Genomic DNA, 18,196 nt, shown 5'->3' on the forward strand with positions numbered 1-18,196 from the left:
TCTCGCCATGACCGACATGCCTGACACCACCCTCACCGGGGACCCCTCCCACGACGCGCCGGGCCAGCACGGCGACGACGCCGCGGGCTACTACACGCCGGGCAGCCCGCTGCTCGACACCAAGGCGCCCGACGGCCCGATCGACCAGCGCTGGCAGACCCGCAAGTTCGAGGCGCGACTGGTCAACCCGGCCAACCGTCGCAAGCTCGACATCATCATCGTCGGCACCGGCCTGGCCGGCGGCTCGGCGGCCGCCACGCTCGGCGAGGCCGGCTACAACGTCAAGTCGTTCTGCTACCAGGACTCGCCGCGGCGTGCCCACTCCATCGCCGCGCAGGGCGGGATCAACGCGGCGAAGAACTACAAGGAGGACGGCGACTCCGTCCACCGGCTCTTCTACGACACGGTCAAGGGCGGCGACTACCGCTCCCGCGAGTCCAACGTCTACCGGCTGGCCGAGGTCAGCACGAACATCATCGACCAGTGCGTCGCGCAGGGCGTGCCCTTCGCCCGTGAGTACGGCGGCCTCCTCGACAACCGCTCCTTCGGCGGCGTCCAGGTGTCCCGCACCTTCTACGCCCGCGGCCAGACCGGCCAGCAGCTGCTCATCGGGGCCTACCAGGCCATGGAGCGCCAGGTCGCGGCCGGCACCGTCGAGCAGTTCACCCGCCACGAGATGCTCGAGCTGATCGTGGTCGACGGCAAGGCGCGCGGCATCATCGCCCGCGACCTGGTCACCGGCGAGATCGAGACCCACCTGGCCGACGTCGTGGTCCTCGCGACCGGCGGCTACGGCAACGTCTTCTTCCTGTCCACCAACGCGATGGGCTCCAACGTCACCGCGTCGTGGCGCGCGCATCGCAAGGGCGCCTACATGGCGAACCCCTGCTATACGCAGATCCACCCGACCTGCATCCCGGTGACCGGCACCCACCAGTCGAAGCTGACGCTGATGTCGGAGTCGCTGCGCAACGACGGCCGGATCTGGGTTCCGAAGAACAAGGCGGACTGCGAGAAGGACCCGCGGGAGATCCCGGAGGAGGCCCGCGACTACTACCTCGAGCGGATCTACCCGTCGTTCGGCAACCTGGTCCCCCGCGACATCGCCTCCCGCGCCGCCAAGAACGTGTGCGACGAGGGCCGCGGCGTGGGCCCGGCCGTCGACGGCGTACGCCGTGGCGTGTACCTCGACTTCAGCTCCGCGATCGAGCGGCTGGGCCGTGAGGGGATCGAGGAGAAGTACGACAACCTCTTCGACATGTACTCCCGGATCACCGGCGAGAACCCGTACGAGACGCCGATGCGGATCTACCCCGCCGTGCACTACGTGATGGGCGGCCTGTGGGTCGACTACGACCTGCAGTCGACGATCCCGGGCCTGTTCGTGACCGGTGAGGCGAACTTCTCCGACCACGGCGCCAACCGCCTCGGGGCCTCCGCGCTCATGCAGGGCCTCGCGGACGGCTACTTCGTGCTCCCGCACACGATCCGCGACTACCTCGCGGACGGGCCGTTCGAGAAGATCGACGAGGACCACCCCGCGGTCGTCGAGGCGCGGAAGTCCGTCGAGGACCGGGTCCGGCACTTCCTGTCCACCAACGGCACCCGCAGCGTCGACTCCTACCACCGCGAGCTCGGCAACATCATGTGGGAGTACTGCGGCATGGAGCGGAGCGAGGACGGCCTGAAGAAGGCGATCGACCTGATCCGCAGCCTCAAGGACGACTTCTGGCGGAACGTGAAGGTCCTCGGCACCGCCGAGTCGCTCAACCAGTCCCTGGAGAAGGCCGGACGGGTGGCGGACTTCTTCGAGCTCGGTGAGCTCATGTGCATCGACGCGCTGAACCGCCGCGAGTCCTGCGGCGGTCACTTCCGGAGCGAGTCGCAGACCGAGGACGGCGAGGCACTGCGCCACGACGACCAGTTCGCCTACGTCGCCGCCTGGGAGTTCGCGGGCGACGAGGAGCTCCCGGTCCTGCACAAGGAAGACCTCGTCTACACGGCCATCGAGATGAAGCAGCGGAGCTACAAGTGAGACTCACCCTCAAGATCTGGCGTCAGCCGAACGCCGAGACCCAGGGCGCGATGCACACCTACGAGATCGACGGCGTCTCCGACGACATGTCGTTCCTCGAGATGCTCGACGTGCTCAACGAGGACCTGATCGCGAAGGGCGAGGACCCGGTCGCGTTCGACTCCGACTGCCGCGAGGGCATCTGCGGCGCCTGCGGGCTGATGATCAACGGCCAGGCCCACGGCCCGGAGGTCACCACGACCTGCCAGCTGCACATGCGGTCGTTCAAGGACGGCGACGAGATCGTCGTCGAGCCCTGGCGGGCGGACGCGTTCCCGGTGGTCAAGGACCTCGTGGTCGACCGCGGCGCCTTCGACCGGATCATCCAGGCCGGCGGCTACATCTCGGTCAACACCGGCTCCGCGCCCGAGGCGCACTCGGTCCCCGTCCCCCGCGACGACGCGATCCGCGCGTTCAACGTGGCCACCTGCATCGGCTGCGGCGCCTGCGTGGCGGCCTGCCCCAACGGCTCGGCCTCGCTCTTCATGGGCGCCAAGATCACCCACCTCGGCGAGCTGCCGCAGGGTCAGCCCGAGCGCGACTCGCGGGTGGTCGGCATGGTCGCCCAGCACGACGCCGAGGGCTTCGGCGGCTGCACGAACATCGGCGAGTGCACCGCGGCGTGCCCCAAGGAGATCCCGCTCGACGTGATCTCCCGGCTCAACTGGGACCTGCACGCCGCGCTGCGCCACGGTCACTAGGCCGGAACCTCCGCACCAGGGCGACCAGGCCGAGGGTGCTCACCGCGCCGGCGACGTACGGCGTCACCCAGGCCGGCGCCTCCCCCGCCGGCACGGCCGCGACCGCCGGCGACGGCGGACCCTGGACGGGCGCGGCCGGCTCCGGCCCGTGCAGCGCACGGGTCGCCGGCGCGGTCTGGGCGAACGCAGCCGCGTAGAGCACCACGCGTGAGAAGTAGTTGATCCAGACCAGGACGATCAGCGCGATGCCGAAGGCCTGGAAGGCCGGGCTGCCCTGGGTGACCCGCAGCAGCAGGTTCGAGAGCTGCTTGAGCACCTCGAAGGCCAGCGCGCCGAGCACGGCGCCCTGGGCGAGCGCGCTGCGCGGCGCCTGCGGCTCGCCGAGGAGCCGGAACATGAGGAGGAACAGCAGCAGGCTGGCGGCGAAGCCGAGCACGACCGTGAGGAGCGTGAGCAGCCAGCCGAGGTCGACGGAGACGCCCATCCGGTCCAGCAGCGCGCTCGAGAAGCCGCCGACCAGGCCGGCCACGACGACCGACAGGAACAGCACCGTGCCGATCAGGACCAGCGCGAGGAGGTCCCGCAGCTTGGCGCTCACGAAGCCGGGCTGCTCCTTCGCGGGCGTCTCGAACACCGTCACCAGTGCGGCGCGCATCGCCGACAGCCAGCCGAGGCCGGAGTACAGCAGCAGCACCGCACCGATGATCCCGAGGGTGCTCGCGGCCTTCTCGATCTGGCCGAGGGTCGCCTGGCCCTGCTCGCTGCCGATCAGCCCGGGCATGACGCCGTTGAGCGCGTCCCTGAGGTCGGCGCGTGCGCCGGAGTAGACCCGCGAGATCCAGCCGACCACGAAGAACGACAGGGCCACGATCGGGAAGAAGGAGAGGAACCCGAAGTAGGTGACCGCGCCCGCCTGCTGACCGGCCTTGACCTTCCCGTAGTGCTCCTGCATCCGCACCAGGTGGTCGAGGAGTGGACGCCGTCGGCGTACGTCGTCGATGCGCGCCCGGACCCGCTCGACCAGGGCTGCCATCAGCGCGCCGTGGCCGCCTGGAGCGGGAAGTTCCGCGTGGGTCTCCAGCCGGTCTCGGCGTCGTGGACGTAGAGGTGGAACGCCGAGACGTCGAACTCGCACTCGAAGTCGGCGAGATCCGCGAAGGCCCGGTCCAGCTGCTCCTCGCCGAGGTGGTGGGCGACGGTCACGTGGGGGTGGTACGGATACTGCAGCTCCACGTCCAGCGGACCCCGGCGCAGCGACTTGGCCAGCTGCTCGCAGCGCGAGATGCCCTCCACCAGGGTCACGAACACCACCGGCGACACGGGCCGGAACGTCCCGGTGCCTCGCAGGTGCACGCGGAAGCCCCCGAACTCGGCGGCCGTCTCCTCGAGGTGCTTCTCGACCTCGGCGAGGTGGACGTCGTCGATCTCGGTCGGCGGGACGAGCGTGATGTGGGTGGGGATCATGGCAGCAGTGGTGTCCCCGACCGCGGTCCGGTAGTCCTGGAGCTCTGTCGCCCAGGGCTCCGGGATCGCGACTGCTACACCGATGGTCGGCACTCGTCGACCCTACTGACTCGCCGCCACGAAGCCGACCCTCTGGTAGACGTCACCGAGAGTCGCCCTGGCCACCGCACCAGCCTGCTCCGTGCCGCGGCGGAGCACCTCGGTCAGGTAGGTCTGGTCGTCGAGCAGCTCCAGGGTGCGCTCCCGGAAGGGCGTCACGAAGTCCACCACCACCTCGGCCAGGTCCTTCTTGAGGTCGCCGTACCCGCGGCCGCCGTACGACTCCTCGAGGTCGGCGATGCTGCGGCCGGAGAGGGCCGAGTAGATCGTGAGCAGGTTGCTGACGCCGGGCTTCTCGGCCGTGTCGAACCGGATGTCGGACCCGGAGTCGGTGACCGCCGACCGGATCTTCTTGGCCGACGCCTTCGGGTCGTCGAGCATCTCGATGATGCCGGACGGCGAGGACGCCGACTTCGACATCTTCGCGGTGGGGTCCTGGAGGTCGGTGATCTTCGCCGTGGACTTGAGGATGTAGGGCTCCGGGAGGCGGAAGGTCTTCTTGTAGCGGCTGTTGAACCGCTGCGCGAGGTCGCGGGTGAGCTCGAGGTGCTGGCGCTGGTCCTCGCCGACGGGGACGAAGTGCGGGCGGTAGAGCAGGATGTCCGCCGCCTGGAGGATCGGGTAGGTGAACAGCCCGACGCTGGCGGCCCCCTCGCCACCCTTGGCCGCCTTGTCCTTGAACTGGGTCATCCGGCGCGCCTCGCCGAAGCCGGTCAGGCACTGGAGGACCCAGCCGAGCTGGGCGTGCTCGGGCACCTGCGACTGCACGAAGATCGCCGACCGGTCCGGGTCGATCCCCATCGCGATCAGCTGCGCGGCCGCGCGCAGCGTGCGCCCGCGGAGGACCTTGGGGTCCTGCTCCACCGTGATCGCGTGCAGGTCGGCGATGAAGAAGAACGGCTGGTAGTCCTGCTGGAGGTCCACCCACTGCCGCAGCGCGCCCAGGTAGTTGCCGAAGTGGAACGAGTCCGCGGTCGGCTGGATGCCGGAGAGCACCCGCGGACGAGCGGTCCCGGTCCCCTCCGCGGACGTCGCGACCTCGGGCGCGGTCGTGGTGGACATGGGCGTCATTCTGACCCATGCGGGAAGTCGCTCGGGCATCCGGGGTGACCCGTCTAGGGTCGCGCCATGATCCCCACGCTGACCGACGGAGTCGTCACGCTGCGCGCCCACCGGGCCGAGGACGTCGTGGCCGCGATGGAGCAGTCCCTGGACGCCGAGTCCCAGCGCTGGACGACCGTCCCCGTGCCGTACGAGCGCACGGACGCCGAGTTCTTCGTGACCGAGCTGATGCCGCGCGGCTGGGCCGAGAACACCGAGTGGGGCTTCGCCCTGGAGGCCGAGGGCCGGTACGCCGGCACGGTCTCGCTGCGGAACCTCGGCGAGGGCCGGGCCGAGCTGGGCTACGGCGCGCACCCGGCCGCCCGCGGGAAGGGGTACGTCGAGCGCGGGCTGCGGCTGCTGCTGGCGTGGGGCTTCGAGGAGATGGACGTCCGCACCGTCATCTGGTGGGCCCACGTCGGCAACTGGGCGTCGCGCCGGGTGGCCTGGAGACTCGGGTTCACCTTCGAGGGCACGGTGCGGGACTGGCAGCCCCAGCGTGGCGAGCTGCGCACCTCCTGGGTCGGCACCCTGCTGCGCGAGGACCCGCGGGAGCCGCGCACCACCTGGCTGGACAACCCGGTCGTCGAGGGTGACGGGGTCCGGCTCCGCCCGTTCACCGACGCGGACGCGACCCGCGTGGTCGAGGGCATCGGTGATGCGGACACGCAGTACTGGCTGGCGTTCATGCCGCGCGAGCCCGGCGAGGCCGAGGGCCGGCGCTACCTCGAGCAGGTGCAGGAGCGGCTGGCGACCCAGCACACGATCACGTGGGCGTTCAGCGCCACGGACGACGACCGGCTGCTCGGGGCGGTCGGGCTCTACCGGTTCGGCGACGAGCCCGAGATCGGCTACTGGACCCATCCGGAGGCCCGCGGTCGCGGGCTCACGACGCGCGCCGCCGCGCTCGCCGTACGGCACGGGTTCGAGGAGCTCGGTCTGTCCCGGCTCGCGGGCTACGCCTCAGCAGGCAACGCGGCGTCGCTCAAGGTGCTGGAGAAGCTCGGCATGCAACGGATCGGCGTACAACGACAGGCGGCGCACACCGGCGACGGCACTCCCGTCGATCTGGTCGGCTACGACCTCTTGGCGTCCGAGTGGGCGGACCAGAACAGCACCCCGATGCCGAGGACCGACAGCGCCGCACCGACCAACGCGGGCGACCGGTAGCCGTAGCCCGCGGCGATGACGAGGCCGCCGAGCCACGCGCCGAGCGCGTTGGCGATGTTCAGCGACGCGTGGTTCATGGCGGCGCCGAGCGTCTGCGCCTCCCCGGAGACGCCCATCAGCCGGAGCTGGAGGTTCACGACCAGCACCGAGCCGGTCGCGGTCACGAGGAAGACCGCCGGCAGCAGCGCCCAGCCGAACGGCGCGACCGCCCAGACCAGGAGCATGACGAAGAACGACGCGATCCCGGACAGGATCAGGGTGCGGAACACCGACCACTCGGCCAGCCGGCCGGCCACCCAGGTGCCGGCGACCATCCCGATGCCGAAGGCCGCCGTGAACACCGGCACCGCGGACTCCGGCAGCCCGCTCACCTCGGTGACCGTGGGGGCGATGTAGGAGTACACCGCGAACAGCCCACCGAAGCCGACCGCGCCGGCGAGCAGGGTCAGCATCGCCTGGCCGTTGCGGAAGAACGCCATCTCCCTGCGGCCCGTCGCGTGCGGGTTGCCCGCGATGCTCGGCACGAACGCCAGGATCATCACCATGGTCGCGACCGCGAGCACGGCCGTGGAGAGGTACGCCGCGCGCCACCCCGCCTGCTGGCCCAGCCAGGTCGCGGCGGGGACGCCGACGACGTTCGCCACCGACAGGCCGAGCATCACGCTCGCCACCGCGCGGCCCGCGCGTCCCGGCGGGGCCAGGCTCGCCGCGACCAGCGAGGCGACGCCGAAGTAGGCACCGTGCGGCAGCCCGTCGAGGAACCGCGCCAGGAACAGCACGTGGTAGCTCGACGCCATCGCGCTCAGCACGTTGAAGGCGCCGTACGCCGCCATCAGGCCCACGAGCAGCGCCCGCCGCGGCAGCTTGGCGCCGAAGACCGCGATCACGGGCGCGCCGATCACCACGCCGAGCGCGTACGCCGAGATCAGGTGCCCGCCCTGCGGGATCGTGATGTCCACGCCATCCGCGATCTGCGGCAGCAGCCCCATCGTGACGAACTCCGTCGTCCCGATGGCGAACCCGCCCAGCGCGAGCGCCAGCACCGCGAGGGTGAAGTGCGCCGCGGGGCTGCGGGTGCTCGCCGTCGTGGGACTCGGCGTGGTCGTCGTCATGGGTGGCGGCAGCTCTTTCCGGGTCGCGGGCGTCCCAGTCTCCAACCCGGACCCGCTGCGTACCTATTCCACGAGAACAAGCAGCTACTGCACGAGCTCGACGTCGGACTGCACGACGGGGACGTCGCCGGTGTCGGGGAGGCACGGCTCGGAGGCGAAGTTGCCGACCGGGGCGGAGCCGCCGGTCATCCGGACGTGGTCACCGTCGACGGCGACCGACTTGTCGTGGTCGTCGTACAACGACAGCCGGTTGTGGTCGAGCGTGGCGTGGTAGCCGGCCGGCCAGACCGGCCAGACCTTCGCGGGGCCGTCGGAGCCGGGGACCGGCGCCAGGTAGGCGCAGTGGTCCGCGTCGATCGAGAGCACCCCTTCGATCACCGCGCTGCCGGCACCGCCGGCCGGCGCGTAGCCCGAGACCGGGAGGTGCACCGAGACGCCGGAGCGCACGTCGTCGCCGGCGGAGACCAGCGACACGACGCCGAACGCGGCTGCTGCGAGGAGGACGGGCACCGCCACCGCGAGGACGTACCCCCGGTTGCTCAGTGCCTGCGGGCGGGACCAGCGGTCGTACGCCGGCTGCTCCCGGGGCTCGTGGTCAGCCAAGGGACGCGATCGCCTCGTTCAGGGTCTTCGACGGGCGCATCACGGCCGACGCCTTCTCGTCGTCGGGCCGGAAGTACCCACCGATGTCGACCGGCGAGCCCTGCACCCCGTTCAGCTCGGCGACGATGGTGTCCTCCGCTGCCGCGAGCGTGTCCGCGAGCGGCTTGAACACGGCGGCGAGCTCGGCGTCGTCGGACTGGTTCGCGAGCTCCTGCGCCCAGTAGAGGGCCAGGTAGAAGTGCGAGCCGCGGTTGTCGATGCCGCCCACGCGTCGGGTCGGCGACTTGTCCTGGTTGAGGAGCGTCCCGGTCGCCCGGTCGAGGGTGTCGGCCAGCACCTTCGCGCCCGGCCTGCCCGCCTGCTCGGCGTACAGCTCGAACGACGGCACCAGCGCGAAGAACTCGCCGAGGCTGTCCCAGCGCAGGTAGTTCTCCTTGACCAGCTGCTGCACGTGCTTCGGGGCCGAGCCGCCGGCGCCGGTCTCGAACAGGCCGCCGCCGTTCATCAGCGGGACGACGGAGAGCATCTTCGCCGAGGTGCCGAGCTCGAGGATCGGGAACAGGTCGGTGTTGTAGTCGCGCAGCACGTTGCCGGTGACCGAGATGGTGTCCTCGCCGCGGCGGATCCGCTCCAGCGAGTACGCCGTCGCCTCGGCCGGGGCCATGATCTCGATGGTCAGCCCGTCGGTGTCGTGCTCGGGGAGGTACTCCTTCACCTTCGCGATCAGCTGCGCGTCGTGGGCGCGGTTCTCGTCGAGCCAGAACACCGCCGGGGTGCCGGAGGCGCGGGCGCGGGTGACGGCGAGCTTGACCCAGTCGCGGATCGGGGCGTCCTTGGTCTGGCAGGCGCGCCAGATGTCGCCGGGCTGGACGTCGTGCTCGATGAGCACCTCGCCGGCTGCGTCGACGACCTGGACCTTGCCGGCCGCCGGGACCTCGAAGGTCTTGTCGTGGGAGCCGTACTCCTCGGCCGCCTGGGCCATCAGGCCGACGTTCGACACCGAGCCCATGGTGGCCGGGTCGAAGGCGCCGTGGGCGCGGCAGTCGTCGATGACGGTCTGGTAGACGCCCGCGTAGGAGGAGTCCGGGATCACCGCGAGGGTGTCCTCCTCGTTGCCGTCGGGGCCCCACATGTGTCCGCTGGTGCGGATCATCGCCGGCATCGAGGCGTCGATGATCACGTCGGACGGCACGTGCAGGTTGGTGATGCCCTTGTCCGAGTCGACCATCGCCATCCGCGGGCCCTCGGCCAGGCCGGTGTCGACCGCGGCCTTGATGGCCTCGCCCTCCGGCAGCCCGGCGGCGGCGCCGAGCAGGCCGCCCAGGCCGTCGTTCGGGGAGATGCCGGCGGCGGCCAGCTGCTCGCCGTACTGCTCGAACAGCGTCGGGAAGAACGCCTGCACGACGTGGCCGAAGATGATCGGGTCCGAGACCTTCATCATCGTGGCCTTGAGGTGCACGGAGAACAGCACGTCCTCGGCCTTGGCGCGGGCGATCTGCTCGGTGAGGAAGCGGCGGAGCGCGGCGACGTCCATGAACGTGCCGTCGACGACCTCGCCCGCGAGGACCTTGATCCCGTCCTTGAGGACGGTCTCGGTGCCGTCGGCGGCGAGGTGCTTGATGGTCAGGGTGTCGTCCGCCCCGATGACCACCGACTTCTCGTTCGAGAAGAAGTCGTGCTGGCCCATGGTGGCGACGTTGGTCCTCGAGTCCGACGTCCAGGCACCCATCCGGTGCGGGTGTGCCTTCGCGTAGCTCTTCACCGAGGCGGGCGCGCGGCGGTCGGAGTTGCCCTGGCGCAGGACCGGGTTCACGGCCGAGCCCTTGACCTTGTCGTACGTCGCCCGGATCTCGCGCTCCTCGTCGGTCGAGGGGCTCTCCGGGTAGTCCGGGACGTCGAAGCCCTGGCTCTGGAGCTCCTTGACGGCAGCCTTCAGCTGCGGCACGGACGCCGAGATGTTCGGCAGCTTGATGATGTTCGCCTCGGGCGTCCGGGCCAGCGCGCCGAGCTCGCCGAGCGCGTCGTCGGCCAGCCCGAACTGCGCCAGGATCCGACCCGCCAGCGAGATGTCGCGGGTCTCCACGTCCACACCGGCCTGCGCGGCGTACGCCTGGACGATCGGCAGGAACGAGTACGTCGCGAGCAGCGGCGCCTCGTCGGTGTGGGTGTAGATGATCGTGGCCATGCTCCGCGACTCCTGGGGCTTGGGGGAATTACCTTGACGTCAAGATACCTGATGAGGTCCCACGTTCCAGACTCGCATCCGACTCGCGACCGGGCAACGTGACCCGAAACGTGACTAGAGTCGGGCCATGGCAGAGTCGACCGCCCTTCCGGGCGTCCAGCAGAAGCTGACCGCCGAGGTGATCGGGACGTTCGTCCTCGTCTTCTTCGGCTGCGGCAGCGTCGTCTACGCGAGCAACACGAGGGCGCCTTCCACCATCACCACGGTGGGCCTCACGTTCGGCATCGCGGTGATGGTCATGGCCTACGCCTTCGGGCGGGTCTCGGGTGGGCACTTCAACCCCGCCGTCTCGGTGGGTGCGGCGATCGGCGGCCGGATCTCGTGGCGGGACGCCGGCTTCTACGCGCTCGCGCAGGTGCTCGGGGCGATCCTCGGCGCGGCGGCGCTCTTCGTCCTCATGCACGGCTTCGACGGGTACAGCGCCCGGAACAACATGGGACAGAACTTCTTCGGCGACCAGGGCGGGTCGGACTACGCGTGGTGGGCGGCGTTCCTCATGGAGGCGCTGATGACCGCCGTGTTCGTCGTCGTGATCCTCGCGGTCACCGACGAGCGTTTCGAGCACCCCGCGCTGGCGCCGCTGACGATCGGCTTCACCCTGGCCGCCATCCACTTCGTGATGATCCCGGCGACCGGTACGTCGGTGAACCCGGCTCGGTCGATCGGCCCGGCCCTGTTCGCCGGCGGCGACCACATCATCCAGCTGTGGCTCTTCATCCTGGCGCCGCTGGTCGGCGCTGCCGCCGCCGGCTTCGGCTACCCGGCGCTGTTCGGTCGCGGCGGTGACGTGGTGCCGGGCTCCGGCCTCACCTTGGCCCGGGCGCGGGCGCAGGCCGTCGTCGTCGGACCCGACCAGTACCAGCAGCAGTGGAACCAGGAGACCACCACCGGCTACACCGCGCAGCAGCCGATCATCCAGGACGGATGGCAGTGGGACCCGGCCGGCCAGCAGTGGCACCCGGTCGGGCAGACGCCCGAGCAGTGGCGGGCGCAGCAGGCCGCGGCCGAGCAGCGCGCGGGCGCCGAGGACCCGGGCGACCAGACCCAGATCCGGCCGCCCCAGTAGCCGACCGAGGCGTCACTGCCGCAGCCTCACGACGCGGTAGGCACCGGCGACCACCCGCTCGGACTCCAGCCCGGTGCCGCGGAGGTAGGTCTGCTCGGCGCTCGTGCCCGGGCGGAGCGCCGACCGGACGACGACGGTGACCAGGTCGTCGGCCACCGACTCGACGGTGGCGTGGTCCTCGACCACGCCCTCGGCGTACGCCGTGCGGTAGCCGTCGCCGACCCGCGGCGTCGCGGCCATCGCGAGCCCGGCCTCGGCGCCGTCGGTGCCGGCCGCCCACTCCCCCTTTCGGCCGAACCACCAGACGTTGCCGCGGTCGTCCTGGGCGTACCAGTCGACGGTCCGCTTCCCGGACTCGGTCTGCACCCGCGCCGTGGTCGGTACGCCGGCGACGGCCGGCCCCTTCTCCACGGTGACGACCATCGGGTGGTCGCCGGCCGCGTCCGCCACGTCGTACACCTCCCGGCTGCCGGGCGTGAGCGTGAACCACGGGTTGTCGACCGTGCCCACGAAGTCGGCCGGATCCGGGCGCGGAGTGGGGATGACCAGCTCGTCGACGCCGGCGGGCGGGCTCGGGACGGACGCCGTGCCGCACCCGGCGAGGAACGCGAGCAGGGTGAGCAGCACCACCGCTCGCGCCGTCATGGACCCCAGCATCGCAGGGTACGTAACCGCTGCTAGCGTCGGGAGCCGACAGGACCGGACCGTGATCGAGGAGTCGTCGTGAGCTCAACCCCGTTGAAGGTCGCCGTCACCGGCGCCGCCGGCCAGATCGGCTACAGCCTGCTGTTCCGCCTCGCGAGCGGGTCGCTGCTGGGTGACCGCCCGATCGAGCTGCGGCTGCTCGAGATCACCCCGGCGCTCAAGGCGCTCGAGGGTGTCGTGATGGAGCTCGACGACTGCGCGTTCCCGAACCTCGCCGGCGTCGAGATCGGCGACGACGCCGAGCAGATCTTCGACGGCGTGAACCTCGCTCTCCTGGTGGGCGCCCGACCGCGCACAGCGGGGATGGAGCGCGGCGACCTCCTCTCGGCGAACGGCGCGATCTTCACCGCGCAGGGCAAGGCCCTCAACGCCGTCGCCGCCGACGACGTCCGGGTCGGCGTGACCGGCAACCCGGCGAACACCAACGCCCTGATCGCGATGACCAACGCCCCCGACATCCCGCGCGAGCGGTTCTCGGCGCTGACCCGCCTCGACCACAACCGCGCGATCTCGCAGCTCGCCGCGAAGACCGGCGCCGCCGTCACCGACATCAAGAGGATGACGATCTGGGGCAACCACTCGGCCACCCAGTACCCCGACATCTTCCACGCCGAGGTCGGCGGCAAGAACGCCGCCGAGGTCGTGGGCGACCAGGACTGGATCGAGAACACCTTCATCCCGACCGTCGCCAAGCGCGGCGCCGCCATCATCGAGGCGCGCGGCTCCTCCTCGGCCGCCTCCGCCGCGTCGGCGACCGTCGACGCCGCCCGCGACTGGCTGCTCGGCAGCCCCGAGGGCGACTGGGTGTCGATGGCGGTCGCGTCCGACGGGTCCTACGGCGTGCCCGAGGGCCTGATCTCGTCGTTCCCGGTCACCACCAGGGACGGCAGCTGGGCGATCGTCCAGGGTCTCGAGATCGACGACTTCTCCCGCGCTCGCATCGACGCCTCGACCGCGGAGCTCGCCGAGGAGCGCGAGGCCGTCACCGAGCTCGGCCTGATCTGAGCTGCCTTCGTCGCCCGAGCTTGCTCGGGCGACGAAGACCAGCAGCCAGGTCGAGTAGCAGCGCGAGCGAGGAACGAGCTCGCGACCGGCGTATCGAGACCACAGCGGCCGAGAGGTCTCGATACACCGCCGCTCGTACCTCGCGGCGGCTACTCGACCGACGAACGGCTGATACGTCGCCCTACAGGGGCTGGTCGGGGATCGAGCCGGCGAGCAGGATCAGCGCCACGCCGGTCCCGGCCAGCAGCAGGCAGTCCCACCATCTCCGGCGGACGGCGAGCATGCCGGCGTCCTTGGCCGGCAGCACCGCACGCACCAGGGCGGCGAAGATCAGCGCGCCGCCGAACCAGCGCACGCCGAGACGCCAGTCGCCGGTCGTGACGATCCCGATCGAGATGGCCACGACGGCGAGCACGACGAGGTAGAACGCGCCCCCGATCGTCGACGGGTAGCGACGCCCTTCCTCCTCGACCGGTCCGTCCGGGATCGGCTCCGGCTCCTCCTCGGTCACGCCACCGACTGCTCGGCCGCGGAGACGATGTTCGAGAGCAGCATCGCGCGGGTCATCGGACCGACGCCGCCGGGGTTCGGCGACACCCAGGCCGCGACGTCCCAGACGTCCGCGGCCACGTCGCCGGCGATCTTGCCGTCCACGCGGGACACGCCCACGTCCAGTACGGCGGCGCCCGGCTTGACCATGTCGCCCCGGACGATGCCCGGCACTCCCGCGGCGGCGACGATGACGTCGGCGGCGCGGGTGTGCGCGGCGAGGTCGCGGGTGCCGGTGTGGCAGAGCGTGACGGTGGAGTTCTCGCTGCGCCGGGTGAGCAGCAGGCCCATCGGCCGGCCGACGGTGATGCCGCGGCCGATCACCACCACCTCCGCGCCGTTCAGCTCGACCCCGTACCGGCGCAGCAGCTCGATGCAGCCGATCGGCGTGCAGGGCAACGGGCCGGACTCGCCGAGCACCAGCTTGCCGAGGTTGGTCGGGTGCAGGCCGTCGACGTCCTTGTCGGGGTCGACGCGGGACAGCAGCCGGAACTCGTCGAGCCCGGTCGGCTGCTGCACGATGAAGCCGGTGCAGGCGGGGTCGGCGTTCAGCCGGTCGATCTCCGACTCCACCTCGGCCTGGGTGGCCGTCGCCGGCAGGTCGACGCGGATCGAGGCGATGCCGATCTCGGCGCAGTCGCGGTGCTTGGCGGCGACGTACCACTGCGACCCCGGGTCGTCGCCGACCAGCACGGTCCCCAGCCCGGGCACGACGCCCTGCTCGCGCAGCTTCGCCACCCGCTCGGTCAGGTCCGCCTTGATCGCCTTCAGCGTGGCGGTGCCGTCCAGCTTCTGTGCAGTCACGATGCCGATCCTCTCAGTGCGCGAAGTGCCGGGTGCCGGTGAAGTACATCGTGACGCCGGCGGCCTTGCAGGCCTCGATGGTCAGCTCGTCGCGCACGGAGCCGCCGGGCTGCACGATCGCGGCCACGCCACCGTCGATGAGCACCTGCGGGCCGTCCTCGAAGGGGAAGAACGCGTCCGACGCGGCGACCGAGCCCGCGGCCCGCTGCCCCGCCCGCTCGACGGCGAGCCGGCACGAGTCGACGCGGTTCACCTGGCCCATGCCGACGCCGACCGAGGCGCCGTCCTTCGCGAGCAGGATCGCGTTCGACTTCACATAGCGGCAGGCCCTCCACGCGAACGCGAGGTCGGCGAGCAGCTCGGGCGAGGCGGCTTCGCCGCTCGCCAGCGTCCAGGTGGACGGGTCGTCGCCCTCGGCGTCGACGTGGTCGACGCGCTGCATCAGCACCCCTCCGCTGATCCCCCGGAACTCCACGGGATCCGGGTGCTCGTCGACCGGGCAGACCAGGATCCGGATGTTCTTCTTGCCCTGGAGGACCTCGACCGCGCCCTCGTCGTAGGCCGGGGCGACGATCACCTCGGTGAAGACCTCGGCCACCTGCTGGGCCATCGCCACCGACACCGGGCGGTTCACGGCGATCACGCCGCCGAACGCCGACACCGGGTCGCACGCGTGCGCCCGCCGGTGCGCCTCGGCGACGTCCGCGCCGATGGCGATGCCGCACGGGTTGGCGTGCTTGATGATCGCGACGGCGGGCTCGGCGAAGTCGTTCGCGGCCCGGCGCGCGGCGTCGGTGTCGACGAAGTTGTTGTAGGACATCTCCTTGCCGTGCAGCTGCTCCGCGGCGGCCAGCCCGCCGCTGCCCGGCGACGACTGAGCCCGGTAGAGCGCGGCCGGCTGGTGCGGGTTCTCGCCGTACCGCAGCACCGCGGCCCTCTCCCAGGTGGCACCGGTCCACGCCGGGAAGCCGGTGCCGTCGCCGGTGTCGGTGAGGACGTTGCCCATCCACGACGCCACGGCCACGTCGTACGACGCGGTGTGCGTGAACGCCTCCGCGGCGAGCCGCTGCCGCTGCGCCAGCGTGAAGCCACCGGCGGCGACCGCCTCCAGGACCTCGGCGTACCGCGCCGGGGAGGTGACGATCGCGACCGAGGGGTGGTTCTTGGCGGCCGCGCGGACCATCGAGGGGCCGCCGATGTCGATCTGCTCGACGCACTCGTCGGGGGTGGCACCGGAGTTCACGGTCTGGACGAACGGGTAGAGGTTCGAGACCACGAGGTCGAACGGCTCGACGCCCAGCTCGGCGAGCTGCTCCACGTGGGAGTCGAGGCGGCGGTCGGCGAGGATCCCGGCGTGGACCTTCGGGTGCAGGGTCTTCACCCGGCCGTCGAGGCACTCGGGGAAGCCGGTCAGGTCCTCGACCTTCGTGACGGGGACGCCGAGGCCCTCGATCAGCGTCGCCGAGCCCCCGGTCGAGACCAGCGCGACCCCCGCCTCGTGCAGCCCCCGGACCAGCTCCTCGAGCCCGGACTTGTCGTAGACGGAGACGAGCGCGCGCTTGATCGGGACCTGGTCGAGAGTGGTCATCGTCCGAACCGGACCTTTCTGTGGTTGATGGTGAATCCGTCGCGGGCCATCCGGCCCACCGCGTCGACGAGCATCCCGCGCTCGGCGACCTTGATCCGCTCGTGCAGCGTCTCGACGGTGTCGTCGTCCTCGACGGCGACCGCCTGCTGCGCGACGATCGGGCCGGTGTCGACCCCGGCGTCGACGACGAAGAGAGTGCAGCCCGTCACCTTGACCCCGTAGGCGAGCGCGTCGGCGGGGCCGCGCATGCCGGGGAACGACGGCGACAGCGCCGGGTGCGTGTTGACGACCCCGCCGTCGAACCGGGTGAGGAACTCCTGCCCCACGAGCCTCATGAAGCCGGCGAGCACCACGAGGTCGGGCTCGAAGCCGGCGACCGTGTCGGCGAGCGCCCGGTCCCAGTGCTCACGGCTGGTGAACTGCCCGACCTGCTTGACGAACGTCGGGACGCCGGCCCGCTCCGCCCGGGCCAGGCCCTCGATGCCGTCCCGGTCCGCCCCGACGGCGACCACGCGGGCGCCGTACGACGCGTCCTCGCACGCGTCGAGCAGCGCCTGGAGGTTGGTGCCCGAGCCCGACACCAGCACGACGAGACGGGCGGGGCGGGGGGTCACGCGAGGGAGTCTAGAGATGCCCTCCTGGCGGCGCGTCGCTGCCACCACGTCATGAGCACGCCGCCGGCCAGGCCGCCGATCCCGAACGCCGTGATCGCGTGCACCAGCACGTCGAAGGCCTCCGGTCCCACCACGCGCATCCGGCCCGGGCCGACCGCACCCCCGGACACCGCCGCCAGGAGGCCGAGCAGCAGCCCGGCCAGCACACCGCCCGCACAGCCGCGCAGCGCACCCTCGTCCCAGCGCAGCGTCGGGTTGCGCCGCTGCGACCGGGCCGCTGCGAGTGCGGCCACGACCGGAGCGAGCCCGATGAGGTACGCCGTCCAGGCCGGCGTGGGCCCGTTGTCGGGCAGCGCGGCCAGCAGCGGGAACATCGGCAGCGCGCCGACCTGCACCAGCGTCGGCGAGACCAGCGTGCCGGCGCCGACCGCGAAGCCCGGCCCGAGCAGGTAGCTCGCGGAGAACAGCGCGGAGTTCGGCAGGACCGTCGCGCTCAGCGCGGTGTAGACGGTCGCGTCGCCGGCGTCGGTGTGGAGCCTGGACATCACGTTCACGGCCGTACCGAAGTCGACGACCAGGGCCGCGACGAACGCGATCGCGGCGACCGCGAGGTAGCCGCCGAGCACCCGCAGGCAGGTGGCCCCCGCCGCCCGCGCCGACGGCGGGAGCAGGGCGGCCCAGATGGCGGCGCGTCCGGATCCGACCGCGATGGCGCCGAGCCCGAAGGTGAGGCACAGCAGCAGCGACCACAGCAGGACCCGGGACAGGGACGGCGCGGTCTCGGGCGTGGCGGCCAGCCGGAGCGTGACCAACGCCACGGCGACGTACCCGGCGGTGAACGCCAGCGTCGCGGCGGGGACGGTCCAGTCGCGCTCGCCGTCCGCGATCCGCTGAGCGTCGGGGCCGTGCCCGGAGACCGAGTCCCCGACCCGGTGGCCGAGGCGCCAGACCGACCAGGCCGCCAGCGCGGTGAGCCCGAGGGGGACCACGGTCACCGCGACGCCGTTCACGCGGATGCCGGAGCCGTGGGCCAGCAGCCAGCCGAGCGCCCCCACGCGGAGCCCGTCGCGCGGAGTCCCGTGTGCGCCGGCATCGGCCAGGAACCAGCCCACGACCCCGAGCGCCAGGCAGACCAGGAGCGTCGCCAGCGCCGCCGCGCCGCCGCCGAGCACGGCGACGGGCACGAGCGGACGGCGGTGGCGCGCGTCGTACCGGTCCTCCGCGACGGCGGAGGCGGATCCCGGGAGCAGCGAAGTCATGACCCTGTCATCTTCACCGCCGCCAGGCGGCGATCGG

Annotated in this window: 17 protein-coding genes; 5 read left to right on the plus strand and 12 right to left on the minus strand. The window is 71.6% G+C overall.

The genetic code is table 11. From position 1 onward, the window contains the following. Positions 1-16: 16 nt before the first annotated feature. Positions 17-2,035, plus strand: a complete 2,019-nt coding sequence (locus ACVW2K_RS20795; protein ID WP_457204100.1) for a fumarate reductase/succinate dehydrogenase flavoprotein subunit — start codon at positions 17-19, stop codon at positions 2,033-2,035. Continuing rightward, positions 2,032-2,775, plus strand: a complete 744-nt coding sequence (locus tag ACVW2K_RS20800; RefSeq protein WP_028635673.1) for a succinate dehydrogenase/fumarate reductase iron-sulfur subunit — start codon at positions 2,032-2,034, stop codon at positions 2,773-2,775. The genes ACVW2K_RS20795 and ACVW2K_RS20800 overlap by 4 nt, the downstream gene beginning before the upstream one ends. On the opposite strand, the gene ACVW2K_RS20805 is transcribed toward ACVW2K_RS20800, so the two are convergent. Genes ACVW2K_RS20805 through trpS form a run of 3 tightly spaced genes read right to left on the minus strand, consistent with a single transcriptional unit; the run spans position 2,735 to position 5,400 of the window. Further along, the gene (locus ACVW2K_RS20805; protein ID WP_457203816.1) at positions 2,735-3,808 is read right to left on the minus strand and encodes a YihY/virulence factor BrkB family protein; all 1,074 of its coding nucleotides are present in this window, start codon (positions 3,806-3,808) and stop codon (positions 2,735-2,737) included. The two genes, ACVW2K_RS20800 and ACVW2K_RS20805, sit on opposite strands and share 41 nt — an antisense overlap. After that, positions 3,808-4,332: a 2'-5' RNA ligase family protein gene (locus tag ACVW2K_RS20810; protein WP_028635672.1), complete on the minus strand. Its 525-nt coding sequence runs from the start codon at positions 4,330-4,332 to the stop codon at positions 3,808-3,810. Before ACVW2K_RS20810 ends, ACVW2K_RS20805 begins: the two co-directional genes overlap by 1 nt. Positions 4,333-4,341: 9 nt before the next feature. Continuing rightward, entirely contained in the window at positions 4,342-5,400 is a 1,059-nt protein-coding gene (trpS, locus tag ACVW2K_RS20815; RefSeq protein WP_457203817.1) for a tryptophan--tRNA ligase, read from the minus strand. Positions 5,401-5,466: 66 nt separating this feature from the next. Here trpS and ACVW2K_RS20820 point away from each other — a divergent pair, with 66 nt between their 5' ends. Further along, positions 5,467-6,609, plus strand: coding sequence for a GNAT family N-acetyltransferase (locus ACVW2K_RS20820; RefSeq protein ID WP_457203818.1), 1,143 nt, complete (start codon positions 5,467-5,469; stop codon positions 6,607-6,609). Here ACVW2K_RS20820 and ACVW2K_RS20825 read toward each other — a convergent pair. The 3 genes from ACVW2K_RS20825 to ACVW2K_RS20835 form a co-directional block, all read right to left on the minus strand. Then, positions 6,516-7,721: an MFS transporter gene (locus tag ACVW2K_RS20825; RefSeq protein ID WP_457203819.1), complete on the minus strand. Its 1,206-nt coding sequence runs from the start codon at positions 7,719-7,721 to the stop codon at positions 6,516-6,518. The two genes, ACVW2K_RS20820 and ACVW2K_RS20825, sit on opposite strands and share 94 nt — an antisense overlap. An 84-nt stretch (positions 7,722-7,805) precedes the next feature. After that, positions 7,806-8,324 (minus strand): hypothetical protein, encoded by a 519-nt coding sequence (locus ACVW2K_RS20830; RefSeq protein WP_028635669.1) that lies wholly within the window; start codon positions 8,322-8,324, stop codon positions 7,806-7,808. Further along, positions 8,317-10,509, minus strand: a complete 2,193-nt coding sequence (locus ACVW2K_RS20835; protein WP_457203820.1) for an NADP-dependent isocitrate dehydrogenase — start codon at positions 10,507-10,509, stop codon at positions 8,317-8,319. Before ACVW2K_RS20835 ends, ACVW2K_RS20830 begins: the two co-directional genes overlap by 8 nt. Before the next feature lie 127 nt (positions 10,510-10,636). On the opposite strand from ACVW2K_RS20835, the gene ACVW2K_RS20840 reads away from it, so the two are divergent. Continuing rightward, a complete protein-coding gene (locus ACVW2K_RS20840) occupies positions 10,637-11,635 on the plus strand; it encodes an MIP/aquaporin family protein (RefSeq protein ID WP_028635667.1) in 999 nt (332 codons plus the stop codon). A 12-nt stretch (positions 11,636-11,647) separates the two neighbouring features. On the opposite strand, the gene ACVW2K_RS20845 is transcribed toward ACVW2K_RS20840, so the two are convergent. Next, positions 11,648-12,280: a hypothetical protein gene (locus ACVW2K_RS20845; RefSeq protein ID WP_155991892.1), complete on the minus strand. Its 633-nt coding sequence runs from the start codon at positions 12,278-12,280 to the stop codon at positions 11,648-11,650. A gap of 78 nt (positions 12,281-12,358) precedes the next feature. Here ACVW2K_RS20845 and ACVW2K_RS20850 point away from each other — a divergent pair, with 78 nt between their 5' ends. Next, the gene (locus ACVW2K_RS20850) at positions 12,359-13,345 is read left to right on the plus strand and encodes a malate dehydrogenase (RefSeq protein ID WP_457203821.1); all 987 of its coding nucleotides are present in this window, start codon (positions 12,359-12,361) and stop codon (positions 13,343-13,345) included. Positions 13,346-13,526: 181 nt separating this feature from the next. Here ACVW2K_RS20850 and ACVW2K_RS20855 read toward each other — a convergent pair whose 3' ends face one another. Genes ACVW2K_RS20855 through ACVW2K_RS20875 form a run of 5 tightly spaced genes read right to left on the minus strand, consistent with a single transcriptional unit; the run spans position 13,527 to position 18,159 of the window. Continuing rightward, complete coding sequence (locus ACVW2K_RS20855; protein WP_051548518.1) at positions 13,527-13,856, minus strand: DUF3017 domain-containing protein; 330 nt, start codon at positions 13,854-13,856, stop codon at positions 13,527-13,529. After that, a complete protein-coding gene (locus ACVW2K_RS20860; protein WP_028635664.1) occupies positions 13,853-14,698 on the minus strand; it encodes a bifunctional methylenetetrahydrofolate dehydrogenase/methenyltetrahydrofolate cyclohydrolase in 846 nt (281 codons plus the stop codon). Before ACVW2K_RS20860 ends, ACVW2K_RS20855 begins: the two co-directional genes overlap by 4 nt. Positions 14,699-14,711: 13 nt before the next feature. Then, complete coding sequence (gene purH / locus ACVW2K_RS20865) at positions 14,712-16,286, minus strand: bifunctional phosphoribosylaminoimidazolecarboxamide formyltransferase/IMP cyclohydrolase (RefSeq protein WP_457203822.1); 1,575 nt, start codon at positions 16,284-16,286, stop codon at positions 14,712-14,714. Next, complete coding sequence (gene purN, locus ACVW2K_RS20870) at positions 16,283-16,900, minus strand: phosphoribosylglycinamide formyltransferase (protein WP_457203823.1); 618 nt, start codon at positions 16,898-16,900, stop codon at positions 16,283-16,285. The genes purH and purN overlap by 4 nt, the downstream gene beginning before the upstream one ends. After that, positions 16,897-18,159, minus strand: coding sequence for a cell division protein PerM (locus tag ACVW2K_RS20875; RefSeq protein ID WP_457203824.1), 1,263 nt, complete (start codon positions 18,157-18,159; stop codon positions 16,897-16,899). The genes purN and ACVW2K_RS20875 overlap by 4 nt, the downstream gene beginning before the upstream one ends. Between the last annotated feature and the right edge of the window lie 37 nt (positions 18,160-18,196).

The organism is Nocardioides sp. HB32, assembly GCF_054058995.1.